Source organism: Acinetobacter sp. JADD-222 (assembly GCF_049310645.1).
In genome coordinates this window covers 23456-43556 of record NZ_JBMOWI010000001.1, presented here as the reverse complement: position 1 = coordinate 43556, position 20101 = coordinate 23456, and the positions used below count along the sequence as shown (strand labels likewise).

Here is a 20101-nt window from a genome sequence, read left to right as displayed (position 1 = left end):
AGAATTTACGGGCATTTTATCGATACTGAAATTCACTAAATTAGTGTTATTTCAGGACAATAAAGATGCTTATAAATTCTCAAATGCGCATCTTGCATCAGTCTGGCATTGTCTTATGCGGACTTAAAACAAATGATATTTCCTCATCTCTCCTTATTTCCAGTTTGGCAAATCAAGCCAAGGGGTATAGAGGAGAATAGCTATGTTAGAACTTATACTTGTTTTATTTATTGCTATTTTTCTAGCATGGTGCCTCAGTAAATATCTATCCAAAGTGATGGCAAATCAGCCGATGTGGGGTGATGGATTATTTCGTTGGATTGAAAATCCTGTATACCGCTTGTTAGGTGTATCTCCACAACAACAAATGAACTGGAAACAATATTCTTTAGCATTTGTTGTGAGCTGTATTTTTCTTGCTGTGGCTATTCTTGCTATTTTTATGACGCAAGCATGGCTACCATTAAACCCAAATCATGCACCAAATATGAGTTGGGATTTAGCGTTACATACGGTTATTTCATTTTTAACAAACACCAATCAACAGCATTATTCTGGCCAGGCTCAGTTATCTTATTTGTCGCAAATGACAGGTATTGTGGGTCTGCAAGTCATTACTCCAATGATGGGGCTGGCTTTGGTTGTTGCGACATTAAGAGCTTTCTTTTATCAGCGTCCAAGCCATATTGCGGCTGATGTTGCCGAGCAGCCAGATCAAATTTTAATTGGTAACTATTGGGCAGATGTAATTCGCCCTACAGTCCGATTCTTGCTTCCGCTCTGTTTTGTCTGGTCTTTATTGCTCAACAGCCAAGGTGTACCAGCAACTTTCCAAGGCGGGCCAGAAATACAGCTGATTGATAAAGCCAATACAGTACAAACCCAAAAAATTCCTTTAGGGCCAGTTGCGCCAATGGTAGCGATCAAGCAATTGGGTAGTAATGGTGGCGGTTGGTATGGTCCAAATAGTTCTGTGCCTTTAGAAAATCCAACACCATTTTCTAATTTACTAGAAATGATTGCGATCTTACTTATTCCAATCACAGTCATTTTTATGGTCGGGCATTTTACTCAGCGTAAAAAGTTTGCTTACTTTGTCTTTGGTAGCATGCTTTTCATGTCGATTATTTCAGGTGCAGCGGCTGTCTGGTCTGAGAGTATGTCATCGACAGCATCTCAATTTGCCGTAATGGAAGGTAAAGAACAACGTTTTGGACCAGCAGCATCAGCAGTTTGGGCAGCGCTTACTACACAGGTAAATAACGGCTCGGTCAATATGATGCATGATTCTTCTGCACCGCTTACCGGTTTAGTCGAACTCATTAACATGCTGATTAATGCCATTTGGGGTGGTGTGGGCTGTGGTCTGCAACAGTTTATGATTTATCTGTTACTCGCAGTATTTATTGCAGGTTTAATGACAGGTCGTACCCCTGAATTATTTGGGCGCAAGATTGAAGCCGCAGAAATTAAGTTGCTCGCGATTATTATCTTGATTCAACCTCTCGTTATTCTTGCATTTACCGCATTAAGCCTCAGCATTCCAGGCATATCTGGAATTAGTAATCCGGGACCACATGGCATTAGCCAAGTGTTCTACGAATATGTCTCTGCATTTGCCAACAATGGTTCAGGTTTTGAAGGTCTTGGAGACAACACTGTATGGTGGAATGTTACTTGTAGTATCGCTCTACTGTTAGGACGTTTCCCGACATTAATTTTGCCATTAATGATTGCAACACGTTTAGCAGCAAAAAGAAAAGCACCCGAAACAGCAGGTAGTCTTCAGGTTGAAACTCCAACCTTTGCTTTAACGCTGATTACGATTGTTGTGTTGCTTACCTTATTACAATTTATGCCAGTTCTTGTCCTTGGGCCTATTGCCGATCAACTTTTGTTGGTTAAAGGCTAAGGAGGCGAGTGAAAATGAATACGCAAACTCATGTAAATAGCCATAAAAAAACCATGGCAGTACCAAATTTTGAAGTTTGGAAAAATGCATTTGTGAAACTGCTACCGCAGCATGCAATTAAAAACCCAGTGATGGCAATTGTATGGCTTGGAACAGTGGTTACAGGCATTAGTACAATCTTAGGTTACACCACGCTGTTATTTGGTTTAGTGGTTACAGCAATTCTGTTTATTACCATTTTATTTGCTAACTATGCCGAAGCTGTTGCAGAGGCTAGAGGCCGTGGGCAGGCATCTTCATTACGTGCAGCAAGAGAAAATTTAACGGCTCGAAAGCTTAACTCATTAACAGACCGTCAAGCGACTCAAGTTGCTGCGACCGAACTTCATTTAAATGATTTTATTGAAGTACATGCAGGTGAGCTTGTTCCAGCCGACGGTGAGATTGTAGAAGGCTTTGCAACTATTAATGAATCGGCTGTTACAGGTGAGTCTGCACCTGTGCTACGTGAAGCTGGAACAGACCGTTCAGGTGTTATTGGCGGAACCAAAGTTCTTACAGATCGTATTGTTGTGCAAGTGACTGCTGAATCTGGTCAAAGTTTCTTAGACCGTATGATTGCTTTGGTTGAAGGTTCAAATCGCCAGAAAACTCCGAATGAGATCGCACTTGGCTTTTTGTTAATGGTAATGACAATCACGTTTTTAATTGTCGTGATTAGCTTGCCATTTATTGCCAAGTATTTGCATATTGAACTTGATCCAGTCGTGCTCGTGGCGTTATTGGTCTGCTTGATTCCTACAACCATTGGTGGCTTGTTACCTGCGATTGGTATTGCGGGGATGAACCGTGCACTCAAGGCCAATGTTTTGGCGAAATCGGGGAAAGCTGTCGAAGTTGCGGGTGACATTGATGTGCTTTTACTCGATAAAACAGGAACCATTACTTATGGTGACCGTCAAGCGACATCTTTTTATCCTTTAACTTCGGTAACCGAGTCTGAGTTGAGAGCTGCTGCTTGGGTAAGTTCACTTGCCGACCCAACACCAGAAGGGAAATCGATTGTTAAGTTAGCAAAAGAGCAAGGGCTAAAACAGCAAGAACCTGAGCAAGCCGAATTTATCTCTTTTAGTGCTTCTACCCGAATTTCTGGTGTGAATTTACCGAATGGTGACCAAATTCGTAAAGGTGCATTAGATGCAATCTTGAAATTTGTAGATGAAGATTATTCTCAAGATTTAGAATTAAAAGCGCGTGTTGAACAAGTTGCCAAAAAAGGAGCAACACCATTGGTTGTCGCAAATCAACATCATGTGTTGGGTGTGATTGAACTCTCAGATGTGATTAAACACGGCATTAAAGAACGTTTTGCACGTTTAAGAGAAATGGGCATTAAAACCGTTATGGTTACAGGTGATAACCCATTAACTGCGGCCGCGATTGCTGCTGAAGCTGGTGTAGATGATTATATTGCCGAAGCAAAACCAGAAGACAAATTGGCTTGTATTCGCACAGAACAACAACAAGGTCGTTTAGTTGCGATGGTCGGTGATGGAACAAACGATGCGCCAGCATTAGCGCAAGCTGATATTGGTTTAGCCATGAACTCGGGTACACAAGCTGCAAAAGAAGCCGGCAACATGGTCGATTTAGACTCTGACCCGACCAAACTACTTGCTGTGGTTGAGATTGGGAAACAGCAGCTGATTACCCGTGGTGCTTTAACAACATTTTCGTTAGCAAACGACGTGTCTAAATACTTTGCCATTTTGCCTGCATTGTTCGCTGCTGCGATTCCACAAATGCAAGTATTGAATGTAATGCACTTGGCAAGTCCAAACAGCGCGATTTTATCTGCATTAATTTTTAACGCGATTATTATTCCGCTATTAATTCCAATCGCACTCCGAGGCATCAAATTTAAACCTTCAACTGCAACTCAGTTACTACGTCGAAATATGTTGATTTATGGGGTGGGCGGTGTGGTTCTACCATTCATTGCCATTAAAGCAATTGATGTAGTGATTGTTAAATTATTTGGTTTGTAATCTGGAGTTTGAAATGAAAACTTATGTACAAAATTCAGAAGCAAATTTGGGTCAGACCTTAAGAGCATCTTTGGGATTATTAATTTTTACCTTAGTTGGCTGTGGCGCTGCTTATAGTGCTATCGCTACAGGTGCAGGACAGGTGTTATTCAACAATCAAGCAAATGGTAGTTTGATTGAAATAGACCATAAAGTTTTAGGGTCAAAATTAGTTGCTCAGTCATTTGTTGGAGAGGCTTATTTTCATCCACGTCCTTCAGCAGTCGCTTATGACCCGATGGCGATGGCAGGTACAAACTTAGCGCGTACTAATCCTGAACTACAGCAACAAATTGATGCTCAGATTCTTGCGGTAAAAAAACAAGACCACACGGGCAATACACCTATACCAAGTGATTTGGTGACTAAATCTGGTAGTGGTATTGATCCGCATATTAGTCCTGAATCTGCTCAGTTACAGGTTGCTCGAGTGGCTCAAGCTCGTCATTTAGACCCTAAGATTGTGGAAGAGCTTTTGCAAAAGTATGTTGAACCGAAGCAGTTTGGTGTATTGGGGCAAGCTCGTGTTAATGTATTACAGCTCAATATTGCTTTAGATCAATTACAATCTACACATTAACTTAAAAATAAAGTTGTTAGTTTACCGGATGATATCAAGTGCAAAGCAATCGCAAAAATCAGGCTGAGGCCTTATTAAATCATGTCAACAGATATCAAGCCGGTCGACTAACGGTCTTTCTCGGTGCGGCACCAGGTGTAGGAAAAACCTATGCCATGCTCGCTCGCGCCAAAGAATTATTTCAACAGGGCACAGATGTTGTTGTTGGTATTGTTGAAACCCATGGAAGAATCGAAACTCTAAAAATTTTGGAAGGGTTGCCTCAGATTGCTAGAAAAGAAATGCAATATCAGGGGCATACTTTAGAAGAAATGGACTTGGATGCTATTTTACTTAGGCATCCGCAAATCGTTTTGGTTGATGAATTGGCTCATCGCAACGTCCCAAATAGTCGTCATGAACGACGGTGGCAAGATGTTAATGAGTTGCTAGACGCTGGTATTGATGTATTTACCACTATAAATATTCAACATTTAGAAAGCCTAAATGATGTGGTCTATCAAATTACAGGCATTCGAGTAAATGAAACAGTACCAGATCGGGTATTTGACCGTATTCGAGACATTCGCTTAATTGATTTACCCGTTAGTGAGCTTATTGAAAGGCTCCATCAAGGAAAAGTCTATGTACCAGAGCAAGCAAATCTGGCATTACAAGGCTTTTTTAGCATTTCAAATTTAACAGCATTACGTGAACTCGCAATGCAATGCGTTGCTGAGCATGTCGATTCAGACTTAAAAGAGAGTTATGCCTCAAAGGGTTTGAAATCTATATCGTTGCAAAATGAATTGATGATTGCGATAGATGGGCAAGGCTCTTCTGAATATTTAGTGCGAGCAGGCTGCCGTTTAGCAGAACGTAATGGTGCTACATGGACTGTAGTGAATGTTGCTAGAAGTTTGGACTTTGGGCAGAGTTCAGTGAGCTCCTATAAAAAAGAATACATCGAGATTGACCGTGCGTTTGAGTTGGCTCGACAACTCGGTGGTCGAACCGAGGTTTTATATGGGCATCGAGTTGCGTCAGTGTTAATGGATGCCGCCGTTGATCGAGGTGTTTCCAATCTAGTCATTGGCAAAAGTATTTCACCGTGGTGGTTAAAGTTATTTAAGAAAAATTTAGCTCAGCAATTATTGAATCAAGAAAACTCGATTGCTTTAACGATATTGCATCCAGAACAAGGCACTAAAAAGATTAATCAGCTCGAAAAACCTTCATTTTTATCATTAAAAGAAAGCATTTTTGTTTTAGCTGTGACGTGCGGTAGCATTTTTCTAGCTCACTTCGCCGAAGTTCTATTTGGTATTGAAGATTTCTCTGTCATCTTTATTATTTCAGTTTTAATTGTAGCAACCAAAACTAGAATGCTCGCTGCTGTAGTGGCAGCCTTAATATGTTTCTTGGCCTATAATTTTTTCTTTATTGCACCGCGTTATACCTTTCAGATTTCAGCACACCAAGGGGTGGTCACCGTTGTTGCTTTTTTTGCAGCAGCTTTAATTGCCGGGCGTTTGGCTTCTCAGTTACGCCAGCAAGTTTTATCTTTAAAAGCTGCCAATGCCTACACTACCGTGATGCAAGACTTGGCGCGTAAGCTTTCTAGTGCTGTCAACCTTGAAGAAGTTATGCAAACAGGACGTATGACTTTAGAAACACAACTTCAAACTAAAGTGTGGATTTCTATTCGAGATAAGGTAATTTCTTCTGATATTGAGCTAAATGATAAAGAAAAAGTAGCCGCAGAATGGTGTTTGAAACACAAGCAGCCGTGTGGGCGTTTTACCGATACTCTGAGTCAGTCAAATTGGTGGTTTTTACCTCTTTTAGAACAAAAAAATAGCTTAGGTATTGTGGGAATTTACTTTAAGGATGAAGTGGTTTCCTTAAATTTTGAGCAAAAGAAACTGACTGAAAGTGTAATTGAATACATTGCACAAGCAGTACTTCGAACCCAATTGGTAAATGAGCTTGAACAAGCAAAAGTCACCAGTGAAACAGAGCGCTTACGTTCTGCTTTATTATCTTCGGTATCGCATGATTTACGCTCGCCACTCGCTTCTATTATTGGGGCAGCAGACACACTTGCCAATTTTAAAGCTGAAATGACAGAACAAGACCAACAAGATCTGCTTGAAACAATTCATTTAGAAGGTGAGCGCTTAGACCGTTATATTCAAAACTTGCTTGATATGACCCGTTTGGGGCATGAAGGTCTAACTTTAAAAAGAGACTGGATTGGGGTAGATGAATTAATTGGTTCGGCAACCCGCCGTTTAAAGCGTTATAAACCAGATACACAAGTGGTCGTTCAGTTACCTGAGCAACCGATTAGTTTATATGTTCACCCAGCACTGGTAGAACAAGCTATTTTTAATGTTTTAGAAAATGCCGCAAACTTTTCACCTCCAGATGAATCAGTCATGATTCGTGCTCATCTTGTGTCAGAAGATGAGGTGAAAATAGAAATTGAAGATAAAGGTGCAGGAATCCCTGAAGACGAAAGACACCGCATTTTCGATATGTTTTATACTATGGAGGGTGGAGACCGTGGAAAATTCGGTACAGGTTTAGGGCTAACAATTGTAAAAGCGATTATTGGTGCTCATATGGGTACAATAGAAGCATTTTCAGGGCACCAAAATAAAGGTACTTTAATTCAAATCAAATTACCCATTCATCCAGTAAAAGAATAAGTTGTAAATTCATGATAAGTTCAGAAACATCACCTGTAGAAACACGTATTGTGATTATTGATGATGAGCCTCAAATCCGTAAATTTCTAGACATTGCTTTAAGAACTCAAAAATACAAAACCACGCTCTGTGAAACGGGTTACAAAGGCCTAGAGGCATTGGCAAGCCAAGGGGCTGATTTGGTTATTTTAGACTTAGGTTTACCCGATTTAGACGGAAAAGAAGTGCTTCAAGAATTACGTAGCTGGTCGAATGTACCAGTTATTGTGCTATCTGTACGTGCTGATGAATATGAAAAAGTTGCTTTGCTAGATGCTGGCGCAAACGATTACATGACCAAGCCTTTTAGTGTGCAAGAGCTTTTGGCGCGCATACGTGTCATTTTAAGAAATCAACCGATTCAACAAGAAGCCCATGTATATGACGATGGTTATCTCAAGGTTGATGTCATGCAACGATTAGTTTGGATCGAGCAACAGCCAATTACGTTAACTCGAAAAGAGTTTCAACTTTTGACGTTATTAATGCGCTATCAAGGGCAGCTTTTAACACAGCCTCAGCTTTTAAAAGAGCTATGGGGACCCACCCATCAGGAAGATACGCACTATTTACGTATTTTAGTGGGCAAGTTACGCAGTAAACTGAGGGATAACGCAATTCAGCCACGTTATATTGCTACTGAACCAGGTGTTGGGTTACGTTTTTTAGCTAAACAGAAAAATCATTAATTAGATATAAAAAAAACCTTAGGGTATTTCTCCCTAAGGGTTTGCAAAGTGGTTTATAGTTTTTTTGCTCTTTTTATTTATATATCCCAATGTTGTTCTGCTTCAGTCATTTGACTATAAATACTTTGATATTCAGCCTGTTTAACCGTGTACCAATGTTCGACGAAGTCTGCCCCTAAATACCCTTTTAAAATAAGACATCCTTTAAATATTTTTAAGGCTTCCGGCTGATTGTTGGCTAATAAAATGTGCTCGTCTGGAAATTTTAAAAGATGTGCAGGTTTTGGCAGTGGTAATTTATGAGATAAGCCATAAGATACGCCCGCTAAAATAGTCGCTGTAACCAGATAGGGATTACAGTCCGCTCCAGCAACACGATATTCTAAGCGTTGATTTTGTACATCTGAGCATGGAATTCGGATTGCAACATTACGATTATTGGTATCCCAATTGGCTTCTAATGGCACATGATGACCAATTTTAAAACGTCTATAAGAATTAATATTAGGCGCTAAAATCGCCATAGATGCAGGCATTAACTCAATTAGGCCACTAATCGCGCTCAATAATTTGACTGAAAGCTCATCTTTTTCTACTTTTGAACTAAATATATTTTCATGGTATTGATTAAGCATGCTCATATGAAAATGCATACCACTACCAGCCTTTGATAAGTTCGGTTTCGCCATGAAACAGGCAGTTAGGTCATGCTTTCTTGCAACTTGTTTTACAATTCTTTTTAAGGCATTAATTTGATCACAAAGCTTCAAGATGTCATGGCTGTGTTGAAGATTTAATTCGTATTGTCCAGGGGATGATTCCGCAACAATAGCGGTAATTTCAATTGATTGTAGTAAGGCTGCTTTTTCAACTTCATCTAGGACTTGTTGGTAGTTATTTGGTGCATCTATATCAAAACATTGGTTTTCTAAACATGTCTCAGATTGTTGCTGAGGTGAGAAAAGGTAAAACTCTAGCTCGGCAGCCATGACAGGGAAATAATTATTAGCATGTAACTGATTTAATAATTTTTTTAATATATTACGTGGTTCATAGCGACATTCTGAACCATCTTCTTCTTGCATTGATAGGTAAAGCTGAGCATTTAATTCTGGGGATAAGGCACTGGGTTGCAAGCTACCTAAAATGGGCAGACAAAGTCTATCTGGTTCACCAATATATTTTCCTAGGCCTGTTTCTTCAATCACTTTTCCATCAAGGCTCATGGCATAAACAGAAAGCGGAAAATAGCATCCATTCGATAGATTTTTCAGGCTCTTAACGTCAATACGTTTGCCACGAATATGCCCGTTTAAGTCATGTAGACAAATATCAATGTGCTGAGTGTGTGGATATAAACTTAAATATTCATCAACTTCTTTTAAAAAAAGATCTGATTGGAAACTACCAGATTGTGTCGGAGGAATAAAATTATCTGATATTTTAAATGCCTTAAAGTGAGGATCTTTTAAGTTTAAATTTGGGTAAATAAGTGTACTCATTATAAAAAACCTTGGTGGTTATTTAGCTAAAATGCTAACGTAGCCTTTGAAGTTAATCTCGTAAAAAAAGAGTAAAATGATGAAAGGTTTTTTTATGAGGTTTATTATTTTTATTTATTAATAATCAATGTTTTGAGTCTAATTTTTATAATAAATTTTTAAAGTAAAATTAGCGTATAAGACCAGTCAGCGCATTACAAAATTCTACGGATTTCTCTTTTTTAAATTAAACAAAGCTAAAAATTTAAGCTACTCATTTGGTGAGATGGTCAAACTGCTTTAAACTTAAATGCTTATCCAGTTAAACATTTATTTATAAATCTTGAATTGAGCAAGGCTTATAAAGCACATGTACTGGAATTTTATTTTTTGCGTTTTTTTAATTTTTATTTTTGAGTTCTCTTAATATGAAAAATATCGGTTTAGCCATTTTAGCAATCAGCCTTTCAGGTTGTGCTGCAATGAGCGTAGAAGAATGTAAGACTGCGAATTGGTCATTAGTGGGTGAGAAAGATGGTTCGAAAGGTTCTTCGCCACGTTTAGATCAATATTACAAAGCATGTGGAAAAGCCAATATTGTTCCAGATCAAAAGTCATATGAACGTGGGTATAAAGAAGGTCTAGGGTATTATTGCCAGCCATCAAATATTTTTTATAACGCTTTAGAAGGTAACGGTAATATTAATGTATGCCCAGTTGAGCAGCGTAATCGTTTAAGACCTTATTATCGAGCAGCTTCCGATTACTACAATGCAAAAAATGAATATGACCGTTATGATGAAAAGTTTAAGCAATATTCTGATAATGCTTACAACGAAAAATTAAAGCCAGAAGAGCGCGAACGCTATCGTAAACTTTTAAGAGAATTACAAATTGATCGTGACCGTATTAACAGAAACTATTGGAACTCAATTCGAGATATCGAACGTTTCAAATATGATCACGGCTTAAAATAATATTTTAAAAAAGGATTGATCTGGATGAGATCAATCCTTTGTTTTTTTAAAGATAATAACTGGTTTTTGTCATTAACTTTGAAATAGCCGTCATCGTAATTTTTACTGCATATGGTAATTCAACACCGCCTGCTTCAAGTGCAGTATGACGGTGATGCAATTCATCTTCATTCATTTGCTCTAAAATTTTACGAGAGCGTTCATCTTGAGCAGGTAACTGGTTTAAGTGATCTTGCAAATGCAGACTAACCTGACGCTCAGTTTCAGCAACAAAACCTAAACTATATTTATCACCTGCAATACCAGCAAGGGCACCCATGCCATATGACAACCCGTACCAGATTGGGTTTAACAAACTTGTATGACTGTTTAATTCTTTTAAACGATCTTCACACCAAGCTAAATGATCTTGTTCTTCAATCGCTGCTTGTTGCATTTCTTGGCGTACATTTGGCAATTTCGCCGTTAATGCTTGCCCATGGTAAAGTGCTTGAGCACATACTTCACCACTGTGGTTAACACGCATTAAACCTGCGACATGGCGAGCATCTTCTACACCAAGTTTTGTTTCTACTGTTTCAGCTGGATTTTGACGCTGTGCTGCTGTTGCACCCGGAACAAGACTACGCAATGCCTGATCAAATGAGTTAATAAGTTGATCAATTCCAGTATAGTGGCGCATAAATTAGTCCTCTAAAGAAAGGTGGGCTGTGGCAAGCATTGGTTTTAGTCTAGCGAGAAGCCAGATACTAAAGATTGCACTAAGTACAGCTGTAATAATAAATAGTATTTTAATATCAATTTTTAAAACACTTAAGATTAAGATTGAGAAAATTGCAGAAGAAACCATAAAAACGGCATTTACGATGTTATTCGCTGCAACAACACGTGCACGATGTGAACGTGGTGAATAAGCCTGCATCATGGCATATAGGGGAACAATATAAAAACCGCCACTAATACCTAATAAAGTCACAGCAATCATGACATGGTAGTAAACCCAGCCTTGGGTAAAAACATCTTTTAAAGTCAGTAATGCTCCAGTTCTTTCAGGTACAAAAGCCAGACTGGCTGCAAGGTAGAGCGCAAAAACAGTAAGGCCAACTGCACCGATTGGCACCATTTTAATATTAATTTCTGAACCACCAATTTTGCGGCAAAGAAGAGAACCCACACCAATACCGACTGAAAAGAAAGTGAGTAATAGGCTAACCACATTTTCCGATGCATGAAGGTTTTGCTGAGTCAACTGCGGAATTTGGGTTAAATAAGTCGCTCCATAAAACCAGTACCATGAGTTACCTAACAAAATTGTAAACACTAATGGTAAGCTTTTGGCATCTTTAATGGTTTGAAAACTTGTACGAATAAAGTTCCAGTCAATATCTAAATCAGGTGCGGCAACTTTTTGTGGTAAGATGAAACGGCTGAATAAATAACCTATGCAAGCAATCGCTACTACAGTAATACTAATCCACAATAAGTTTCCATCTGATGATGCAATTACGGCACCACCCAAAATCATTCCGAATAAGATGGCCATGGATGTACCAGACTGAAACAGGGCATTGCCAGACATGAGTTCATGTGGTTTTAAGATTTCAGGCAAAATCGCGTATTTAATCGGGCCGAAGAACGTCGAATGCGTACCCATCAAAAATAAAGCAAAAAGAAGTAGCCATAAGTTTCCTAACAGGAAACCCGCAGTACCGATGAGCATAATGATGATTTCTAAAATTTTAATACCACGGACAAGGTGAGATCGTTCGTATTTGTCGGCGATTTGTCCAGCTGTGGCTGAAAAAAAGAAATATGGCAGAATAAACAAGAGAGCTGCCAAATTATTAAGTGTACTTACTGGAGCAGATTGCTGCTGAATCCATCCATAAGTAATCACCAATAATAAAGATTGCTTAAAAACATTATCATTTAATGCGCCAAAAAACTGGGTAAAAAACATCGGTACAAACCGACGTGAGGTCATCAGGTGCTCATCTTGTTTCATCATGTGCAAACTTCATTGTGTTTTATAAAAAAATGTGACCGAGTGTTAATTTGCATCGAAAACCATGTATGATATTTTTAACGCTTGATTAAATGAAAAATCAATGGTTTTGAGTGAGTTTTACACTCACATTGGTGCGTTTTATTAAAAAATAAGTTTAGAGTTTTCTATGCCTTCTAAAATTAAGTTTAAACAGTCAACTCTCACACATTCTATGCATTTAATTTTAAAAATGCAGGGCATTCCTAAACTTATTTGTAGCAGCTTGTTGTTAAGCGTTTGCGTAACGCCAAGTTTTGCTCAAACTTCTGTTGATAATAGTTCATCAACAACTTTAAATCAGACAGTATCTGATGAGTCAACTGAACAGTCAGCTCAGGTTAATGAGCAATATACTGCTCCAGTTACAGATATCGCTACACTTGTAACCCAAGCTCAGCAGCAACAAGATAGCTTGGCTATATTGCAACAACAAGAACAATTTCCAAATCAAATTGATGAATTTAAGCCGATTACTCTTGATAATCTTGAAGATTTACCCGACTTGCCTGTTGATCAAAACATGGCAAATGAAATTTATAGGGTAGCCGAAGAAGCTAAAAATGAAGCGCAGAACTTTCAAAATGGGACTCAAAAGCAGCCTGAAGTTACTGTAAGTGATGCAACGCAGTCTGAAATACAGGAAATTAAACAGGCACCTGTAAATATTGATCAGCTTATGCAAGAGATTAAGTCTGATAGTAAGATCGTAGTTGAAGCCAATGAGACTGGAAAAACACTGCCTGAATTGACACCAGAGGCCGAAGAACCGCCTGAGCAAGTTGGTTTCTTTAAGCGTATTTTAAATAAAGTACGTCCGCCGCGTGCAATTCCGATGGAACAAGTACCGCGTATTAGCGCAGAGGTAGAAGGTGCTTCAGATGTGTTGGCTAAAAATATTAAAGGTAAGCTTTCAACATTTACCCAAGAGTCATTTGAAGACTTCAATGCTGCTTTACCTCAGCTTAGAACATTAAGTAATCAGGCTGCTCAAGCTGTTGGCTACTATAATGCTGAGTTCCGATTTGAAAAATTAAGTCCGAGTCGTGTTCGTGTCAGAGTGACACCAAATGAACCAGTACGAATTAATGAGCAAAATATTGAGTTTACCGGTCCAGGCGAAAAGCAGCCGCAATTTCAGGTTATTCGTTTAGTTCCCGATCAAGATGTGGGTGATATCTTTAACCACGGTTTATATGAAACCACTAAAAGCCGTATTGTTGATGCCGCATCTAATAATGGTTATTTTGATGCTTATTGGCGATTGCATGATGTAAAAGTAAGTCAGCCAGAAAATAAGGCCGATATCAATTTACGCTACGAGACTGGTGAGCGCTATAAATTAGACAAGGTCGAGTTTCGTATGAGTGATCCTTCGAAACCTTTGCCATTAAACCAAAATATCTTAGAAAGTATGGCGCCTTGGAAAGAGGGTGATGACTATGCCTTCTGGCGTGTAAATGTGCTCGCAAATAACCTAACCAACTCACGTTATTTCAATTACACCTTGGTTGATAGTATTAAACCAGACCCAATTGAAAAGCCACTTGAGCTACCACCAGATTTACAAGCTTTGGTGGATGAACAAAATATTGATGTTGATGAGTCTAATTTACTTTCACCAGAACAACGACAACTTGCGAAAGCACGTCAATTAGCGACATCCAATAAAGAAGTTACGCAAAACGTAGTCGATGAAAAACAGTTTGCCGGAACACAAAATGCAAAACAGGCAGAGCCTCAAACTGCGATGTTGCAAAGCGCCGCAGCTCAGCATGATGAACAGGAAACTGAACAGGATCATTTACAAGCTCAAGCACGTGAAACAAAAAGAATTCCAGTTATTGTGACTTTAAATGCTGACAAGCTAAATAGTTTGGAAACTGGTATTGGTTATGGAACCGATACGGGTGCACGTTTACGTAGTCAATATCGCCGTTCTATCGTAAATAAATATGGTCATTCATTTGATGCCAACTTGGAAGTTTCTGAAATTCGCCAATCGATTGATGGTCGATATAGTATTCCCTATAAACATCCGTTAAATGACTATTTTAATATCGTCGGCGGTTATGAGCGTGAAACACGGGATGATATCGGTCCAGATGTAAGCCTGTTAACCGAATCTGCTGTTGTGGGTGGGGAGCGCGTAATCAAACGTCCATTAGGAAATTGGCAGCATACTATTGGTGTTCGTTATCGTTTAGATCGTTTGACCCAAAAAGGTAATGTTGATATTTCTGAATTACCAGATGCTTTTAAAACAGCTGCATCTGAGCAAGAAGCATTATTGTTTAGTTATGAAACATCTAAAACCTCAAGTAATACACGTTTAAACCCAACAAAAGCTTTTAAACAAACTTATAAATTAGAATTAGGCAGTGAGAGTTTACTCTCAGATGCCAATATGGCGATTGCGAGTGCAGGCTGGAGATTTATTTATTCTCTAGGTAAAAATGATGATCACCAATTTGTTGGAAGATCTGACCTTAGTTATATTTTTACAGATGACTTTGACAAAGTTCCATACAATCTTAGATTCTTTACGGGTGGTGACCAAACGATTCGTGGATTTGACTATAAAAGTCTTTCTCCAGAAGTAGATGGATATAAAATTGGGGGCCAAGCTTTAGCTGTAGGTTCTTTAGAATATAACTATCAGTTCAAAGATGGATGGCGAGCAGCTGTTTTCTCTGACTTTGGTAATGCTTACGATAAAGATTTCAGTAATCCAGCAGCTTATAGTGTTGGGGTCGGAATTCGCTGGAAGTCTCCAATTGGGCCAATCCGTTTAGATGTCGCTTCGGGTATTTCAGATGAGAACCATCCGATTCGTTTACATTTCTTTATAGGCCCACAACTTTAAAAATAAAATTTTATTAGGTTTATTTTATGGCGGAAGTAGAACAGCAGCCCACTTCGGCACCAAGCTCTCCTAAGAAGAAGCGTCGCATTTTGCGTAGCTTCTTGCTGACGATATTGATCATATTGTTATTATTGGCTTCTTCGTTAGTCATCATGATGTCAACGGATCGCGGAAGCCGTTTTTTATTAGATCGAGTTTTAGAAGCTCAGAAAATAATTAAATATGAATATGAAGGCGGCAACTTATTGCGAGGCATTATTCTCAAAAATGTGTTGGTGCAATTAAAAGATGTCGATGTTTCATTAGATCGAGCTGATGTAGGCTTAGGATGGCGTTCTTTATTATTAGAAAAAGAAGTGCATTTAAGCCATGCAGATGTACGCAACTTACGTATTATTAATAAAACTCCGCCCTCTGGTAAACCGTTTGAATTTAAACCAATCAAGTTACCCTTTGTTTTACGCGTAGATGAAGGTGATGTTGATCATTTAGAAATTAAGTTGGCAACCTCAGATGTAAGTTTTCATGACGTTCATTTGCAGGATGCACTTTGGTCAGAGACCAAACTGGAATTTGAAAAATCTAGTATGGATATGGGCTATCTTTCAGTCCATAACGCAACAGGTAAAATGGATTTCAGTGGTAAATATCCATTAGATGCCACAGCAGATTTAAGAATCCCATCTTTAAAAAGTCTAAATATTCAAAATATTAAAGTGGCTGCTCGGGGAAGTTTAGATACTATAAAAGCTGGGGTTGCAACAACCACTCCCGATCTATTAACAGGTTGGGTAATATTGCATCCTGTTCGCGATGAAGTTCCAATGCAAGGTGAACTATTATTAAAAAACTATCATTTACCTTTGCTACAAGAACAAAAACTATTTGCAAAAAATGGTGTGATTAAGTTTCAAGGTGATATTAAACAGCTTAATTTGGCACTTGATACAGATTTAAAGGGTGAGAATTTACCTGAAGGTCAGTACAACGCTTTAATGAATACTGATTTAGTTCATCAGCTTAATATTACCGATTTTAATGGTCAAGTTATGAAAGGTGCCGTTAATCTTAAAGGTCTGGTGAATTGGAAAGATCATGTGACTTGGGACATCAAAGGTCGTTTAGATCGCATTAATCCTAAAGACAAAGCGATTCCTCAGGTGGTTCAAGACTTCTTACCGCCAAGTTTAGATGCTGCTATTGCTTCAACTGGTTCTTTGGAAAAAGGCACAGAAGTATTTGCTAACGTTGATTTTGACCGTTATGAGTCTTGGAAACTCAAGCTTAATCAGGCGCCTGAAAAAAATAATAAACCTCAACCAATGCTCATGAATGTGGCGTGGGCGAATATAGACCGTGCAATGCCTTATATTGGATGGTTAAGTAGTGATAATGGTCAAGTTGATTTAACATTACGTGACGGTCAACAAGATATTAAGGTTGCTACAAAAGTATATCAGCATGAAAAAACTTTATTGCCAGCAGGACAATATCTAGCCAACCTGAATGTTAAAGATAATATCTTAAATGTGCCTAATTTTAGTTTTGCTGCTGAAAAAGGTAGCTTAACAGGTCAGGCTAAAGTTTTATTACCTACTGAAAAACGTCAGCTGGCTTGGAATGCTTTATTAAATGCAAACGATTTTAATCCGCAAAGTATTCAAGCAGCAGCGCCAGTTAATCTGTTAAACGGTTCGATTAAGGCAAATGGTTTCGCTAAACCAAACCAGCAAATTATTCAGTTTGAGAAAATTGATTTAACTGGTCGATTGGCTCAAGCAGGTCAAGAAACTGTAAGTTTAGGTGGAAAAAGTACAGCAGCATTATTATTTCATGATGTTAAAGCTGGTGGCGGCTTTAAAGGCTTTGCGGTTAATTATGACGGGTCTTTAAAAGCCTTAAAACAGGCAAATGGTTTGTTGAAGTTTTCTATAGCGGGCACGCCAGATTTTATTCGAATTAGCCAGTTACAACATGATGGTGTGGCTGGAAAAATCTATGCTACTGGTTCTGTCAATTTAAAAGACCGCATTGCATGGGATATTAATAGTTCATTAGTACGCTTTAAGCCTCAATATTTTGCCTCAACTGTTAAAGGTGAAATTTCAGGAAATCTGAAAACTCAAGGGGTTTGGTCTGATCACTTGAAGCGAATTAATATTCAGCAATTGAATCTTGCAGGCTTTTTAAATAATAAACCTGTTCGGGGTAAGGGTAATCTATCTCTATTGATGGATTCCAATCAAAATGGCTTTTTACCTCAGCAATTTGAAGCAAATAACTTATTTTTAGTGTATGGACAGAACCAGCTACAAGCTACTGGCAATGCACAAAATCTAAAAATTAAGCTGAATGCGCCAGCACTCTACGAGTTATATCCGGGACTGCGTGGTCGAGCTTATGGTGATTTGAATGTTCAATCACAACCACGTTTAAAAGCAACAGCCAATATTGCCGTAGATAATTTTGCTTTTAATACACTCGTAAGTGTGAAGAGATTGAGTATTCAGGGTGAGCTTCCAACATCGGAAACAACACCGACTCAATTAACCGCAAAATTAAATAATCTGCGTAGCGGAAATAGAGAAATCCAGTCCGCTGAAGTGAATTTGACAGGAACAAGAAAAGCACATTTATTAAAAGTACTTGGCAATAATAGTGTTTCCAAGTTCTATGTTCAGCTGGCAGGCGGGTTTAACCAAAAGAATGATTGGTTAGGTCAAATTCAGAAAGGAAGTTTTGATTCACGACGAATTCGTCTGGCACAAAATCAAAATGCTCCAGTAATTTTTTCTTCTGCGAAATCTGAGCTATATGTGGGCCAACATTGCTGGCAAAGTACCAATAGTCAGCTCTGTTTTGATCAGCCTGTAAGAGTGAGTAAAGCACGAGGGAATATTTCCTTTGTAACTCAGAACATGGACTTAAGTGATTTCGCGGCATTTATGCCAGAAGGCTTAGCGATGACTGGACAATTAAATGGTTACGCTAAGGCATCGTGGGTAAATGGCGGTAATCCAAAACTTGATGCGCGTTTAATTACGCGTAAAGGTGAAATCGGTTTAGCTGCTGAAGATCCACAAGATCCTGCAACGACTTTGGCTTATGATGAGTTAGGGGTAATTGCAAAAAGTGTATCAGAGGGTCTGTTATTTCGTGTTGATGTGAAAACACCAGATATTGGTACGGGTTACGCGAACGTTATTATCAACCCATTCCAGTCATCAATGCCAATGCATGGTGAAGTGGCCTTTAATGATGTTCAATTAAAAGTCTTGAAACCATTTATTCAAGATGTTCGCTCAATGAGTGGGACGTTAGCCTTGGCTGGTAAAGTCAACGGTACATTAACTCAACCTCAACTTACTGGTGAAATGCGCCTGAAGAATGGTGCGATCAGCATGATTTCTCTGCCAGTGAATCTAACCAATGTGCAGGTGTATTCATCAATTCGTCAGGATATGGCAACAATTGATGGAGCGTTTAATAGTGGGCAAGGTGTAGGCTTGCTTAAAGGTAGTTTTGAGTGGAAAGATGCGCCGCGCCTTCAATTAAATCTGAAAGGTGATAATTTACTGGTACGTCAAGCGCCATTAATTACAGCAATTGCTAACCCGAATCTGACACTTGATATGTATCCTTTTGATAAGCGGTTAAGCTTAAAAGGATCTGTAGATGTTCCTCGTGCACGTATTTCAATGCCAGAAACAACTGCTCCAATCATTAATACGTCATCAGATGTTCGCATCGTGCGCCAAGGTCAAGATCCACTTGCAATTTTACGGGCCGCTAAACCTTGGGATATTCGAGCTGACATTTCTGTTAATATTGGAAAACAAGTGATCTTCCAAGGCTTTAACAGTAATATTCCGTTAGTTGGTCGTCTAAACTTAAGCCAACGTGGCTATGAGACTGCAATGAGAGCTAACGGAGCGATTGGTGTTAGCCAAAAAGTAAAAATTGAAGCTTATGGACAAAGTCTAGACTTGAACCGAGCAATTGCCCGTTTTAATGGACCATTGGCTAACCCGACTTTAGATATCGATGCGAACAAAAATGTTCAGGGAAGCATGGTTGGCGTACGTGTTACAGGTACTGCGACATCACCAAACATTCAGGTCTATAACGATGCAGGTCTATCTGAGCAAGAAGCATTGAATGCGCTTGTTACTGGTCGTATTAATGAAGGTTCGAGTGGCTTGAGTAATGCAGAAGGTTTTAAATCTGATGTAAACAACACCATTGCTGCTGCGGGTATTAGTATGGGCTTGGGTGGTACACGTGCTTTAACTAACCAGATTGGACGTACGTTTGGTTTGAGCGGTTTAGCTTTAGATGCACAAGGTACAGGTGATGATACGCAAGTGAGTTTAACGGGTTATATCACACCAGATCTGTTTATTCGCTATGGTGTTGGGGTGTTTACTCCTGTAAACAAACTCACTTTACGTTATCAAATGAATCGACGTTTATATTTAGAAGCAAGTCAATCTCTAGAAAGAGCAATCGATCTTTTCTACAACTGGCGCTTTTAGTTAGTTGAAACTAATAATGAATGAATTAAGAGCTCACTATTGTGGGCTTTTAATTTAATAACGTCTTCATAACATTTAAAAAAGTTTAGTATTTATCATCTAAAGTATAGCTTCTCTTAAGAGTAAAGAAGCCTTGGATAGGTATTGATTAAAGAAAATTCACTTGAAAATTGCTGTTTTATAAATTAGTTTTCAGAA

At 38.8% G+C, this 20101-nt stretch carries 11 protein-coding genes; 8 read left to right on the top strand and 3 right to left on the bottom strand.

All coding sequences use genetic code 11. The annotated features are described in order from the left end of the window. Positions 1 to 202: 202 nt before the first annotated feature. Genes kdpA through ACO6UW_RS00155 form a run of 5 tightly spaced genes read left to right on the top strand, consistent with a single transcriptional unit; the run spans position 203 to position 8000 of the window. Positions 203 to 1912, top strand: a complete 1710-nt coding sequence (gene kdpA, locus ACO6UW_RS00175; protein ID WP_057061901.1) for a potassium-transporting ATPase subunit KdpA — start codon at positions 203 to 205, stop codon at positions 1910 to 1912. Positions 1913 to 1920: 8 nt separating this feature from the next. Then, entirely contained in the window at positions 1921 to 3960 is a 2040-nt protein-coding gene (gene kdpB, locus ACO6UW_RS00170) for a potassium-transporting ATPase subunit KdpB (RefSeq protein ID WP_081037825.1), read from the top strand. Positions 3961 to 3973: 13 nt separating this feature from the next. Beyond that, entirely contained in the window at positions 3974 to 4579 is a 606-nt protein-coding gene (kdpC, locus tag ACO6UW_RS00165; RefSeq protein ID WP_014207116.1) for a potassium-transporting ATPase subunit KdpC, read from the top strand. A 38-nt stretch (positions 4580 to 4617) separates the two neighbouring features. Beyond that, the gene (locus ACO6UW_RS00160; RefSeq protein WP_057061899.1) at positions 4618 to 7272 is read left to right on the top strand and encodes a sensor histidine kinase; all 2655 of its coding nucleotides are present in this window, start codon (positions 4618 to 4620) and stop codon (positions 7270 to 7272) included. A gap of 11 nt (positions 7273 to 7283) precedes the next feature. Next, positions 7284 to 8000: a response regulator gene (locus tag ACO6UW_RS00155; protein ID WP_057061898.1), complete on the top strand. Its 717-nt coding sequence runs from the start codon at positions 7284 to 7286 to the stop codon at positions 7998 to 8000. A 77-nt stretch (positions 8001 to 8077) separates the two neighbouring features. Here the strand turns inward: ACO6UW_RS00155 and ACO6UW_RS00150 are convergent, their stop codons facing one another. Further along, a complete protein-coding gene (locus ACO6UW_RS00150) occupies positions 8078 to 9502 on the bottom strand; it encodes a glutamine synthetase family protein (RefSeq protein ID WP_057061897.1) in 1425 nt (474 codons plus the stop codon). Between the two features lie 407 nt (positions 9503 to 9909). Here ACO6UW_RS00150 and ACO6UW_RS00145 point away from each other — a divergent pair, with 407 nt between their 5' ends. Beyond that, the gene (locus ACO6UW_RS00145; RefSeq protein WP_057061896.1) at positions 9910 to 10458 is read left to right on the top strand and encodes a DUF2799 domain-containing protein; all 549 of its coding nucleotides are present in this window, start codon (positions 9910 to 9912) and stop codon (positions 10456 to 10458) included. A 46-nt stretch (positions 10459 to 10504) separates the two neighbouring features. Here the strand turns inward: ACO6UW_RS00145 and coq7 are convergent, their stop codons facing one another. Beyond that, complete coding sequence (gene coq7 / locus ACO6UW_RS00140) at positions 10505 to 11140, bottom strand: 2-polyprenyl-3-methyl-6-methoxy-1,4-benzoquinone monooxygenase (RefSeq protein ID WP_002119684.1); 636 nt, start codon at positions 11138 to 11140, stop codon at positions 10505 to 10507. Positions 11141 to 11143: 3 nt separating this feature from the next. Continuing rightward, positions 11144 to 12466, bottom strand: coding sequence for an MFS transporter (locus tag ACO6UW_RS00135; RefSeq protein WP_348891811.1), 1323 nt, complete (start codon positions 12464 to 12466; stop codon positions 11144 to 11146). Between the two features lie 166 nt (positions 12467 to 12632). Between ACO6UW_RS00135 and ACO6UW_RS00130 the strand changes: the two genes are divergently transcribed. Together ACO6UW_RS00130 and ACO6UW_RS00125 are read left to right on the top strand one after the other, a co-directional pair. Beyond that, on the top strand, positions 12633 to 15368 hold the full coding sequence (locus ACO6UW_RS00130; RefSeq protein WP_057061895.1) for an autotransporter assembly complex protein TamA: 2736 nt from the start codon (positions 12633 to 12635) through the stop codon (positions 15366 to 15368). Between the two features lie 26 nt (positions 15369 to 15394). Then, positions 15395 to 19903: a translocation/assembly module TamB domain-containing protein gene (locus tag ACO6UW_RS00125; RefSeq protein ID WP_057061894.1), complete on the top strand. Its 4509-nt coding sequence runs from the start codon at positions 15395 to 15397 to the stop codon at positions 19901 to 19903. The last annotated feature ends 198 nt before the right edge of the window (positions 19904 to 20101 follow it).

Bases quoted from the DNA above. Each gene is read 5' to 3' on its own strand.
- kdpA (WP_057061901.1), top strand. From the start codon at position 203: ATGTTAGAACTTATACTTGTTTTATTTATTGCTATTTTTCTAGCATGG.
- kdpC (WP_014207116.1), top strand. From the start codon at position 3,974: ATGAAAACTTATGTACAAAATTCAGAAGCAAATTTGGGTCAGACCTTA.
- ACO6UW_RS00155 (WP_057061898.1), top strand. From the start codon at position 7,284: ATGATAAGTTCAGAAACATCACCTGTAGAAACACGTATTGTGATTATT.
- ACO6UW_RS00150 (WP_057061897.1), bottom strand. From the start codon at position 9,502: ATGAGTACACTTATTTACCCAAATTTAAACTTAAAAGATCCTCACTTT.
- ACO6UW_RS00145 (WP_057061896.1), top strand. From the start codon at position 9,910: ATGAAAAATATCGGTTTAGCCATTTTAGCAATCAGCCTTTCAGGTTGT.
- coq7 (WP_002119684.1), bottom strand. From the start codon at position 11,140: ATGCGCCACTATACTGGAATTGATCAACTTATTAACTCATTTGATCAG.
- ACO6UW_RS00135 (WP_348891811.1), bottom strand. From the start codon at position 12,466: ATGATGAAACAAGATGAGCACCTGATGACCTCACGTCGGTTTGTACCG.
- ACO6UW_RS00130 (WP_057061895.1), top strand. From the start codon at position 12,633: ATGCCTTCTAAAATTAAGTTTAAACAGTCAACTCTCACACATTCTATG.
- ACO6UW_RS00125 (WP_057061894.1), top strand. From the start codon at position 15,395: ATGGCGGAAGTAGAACAGCAGCCCACTTCGGCACCAAGCTCTCCTAAG.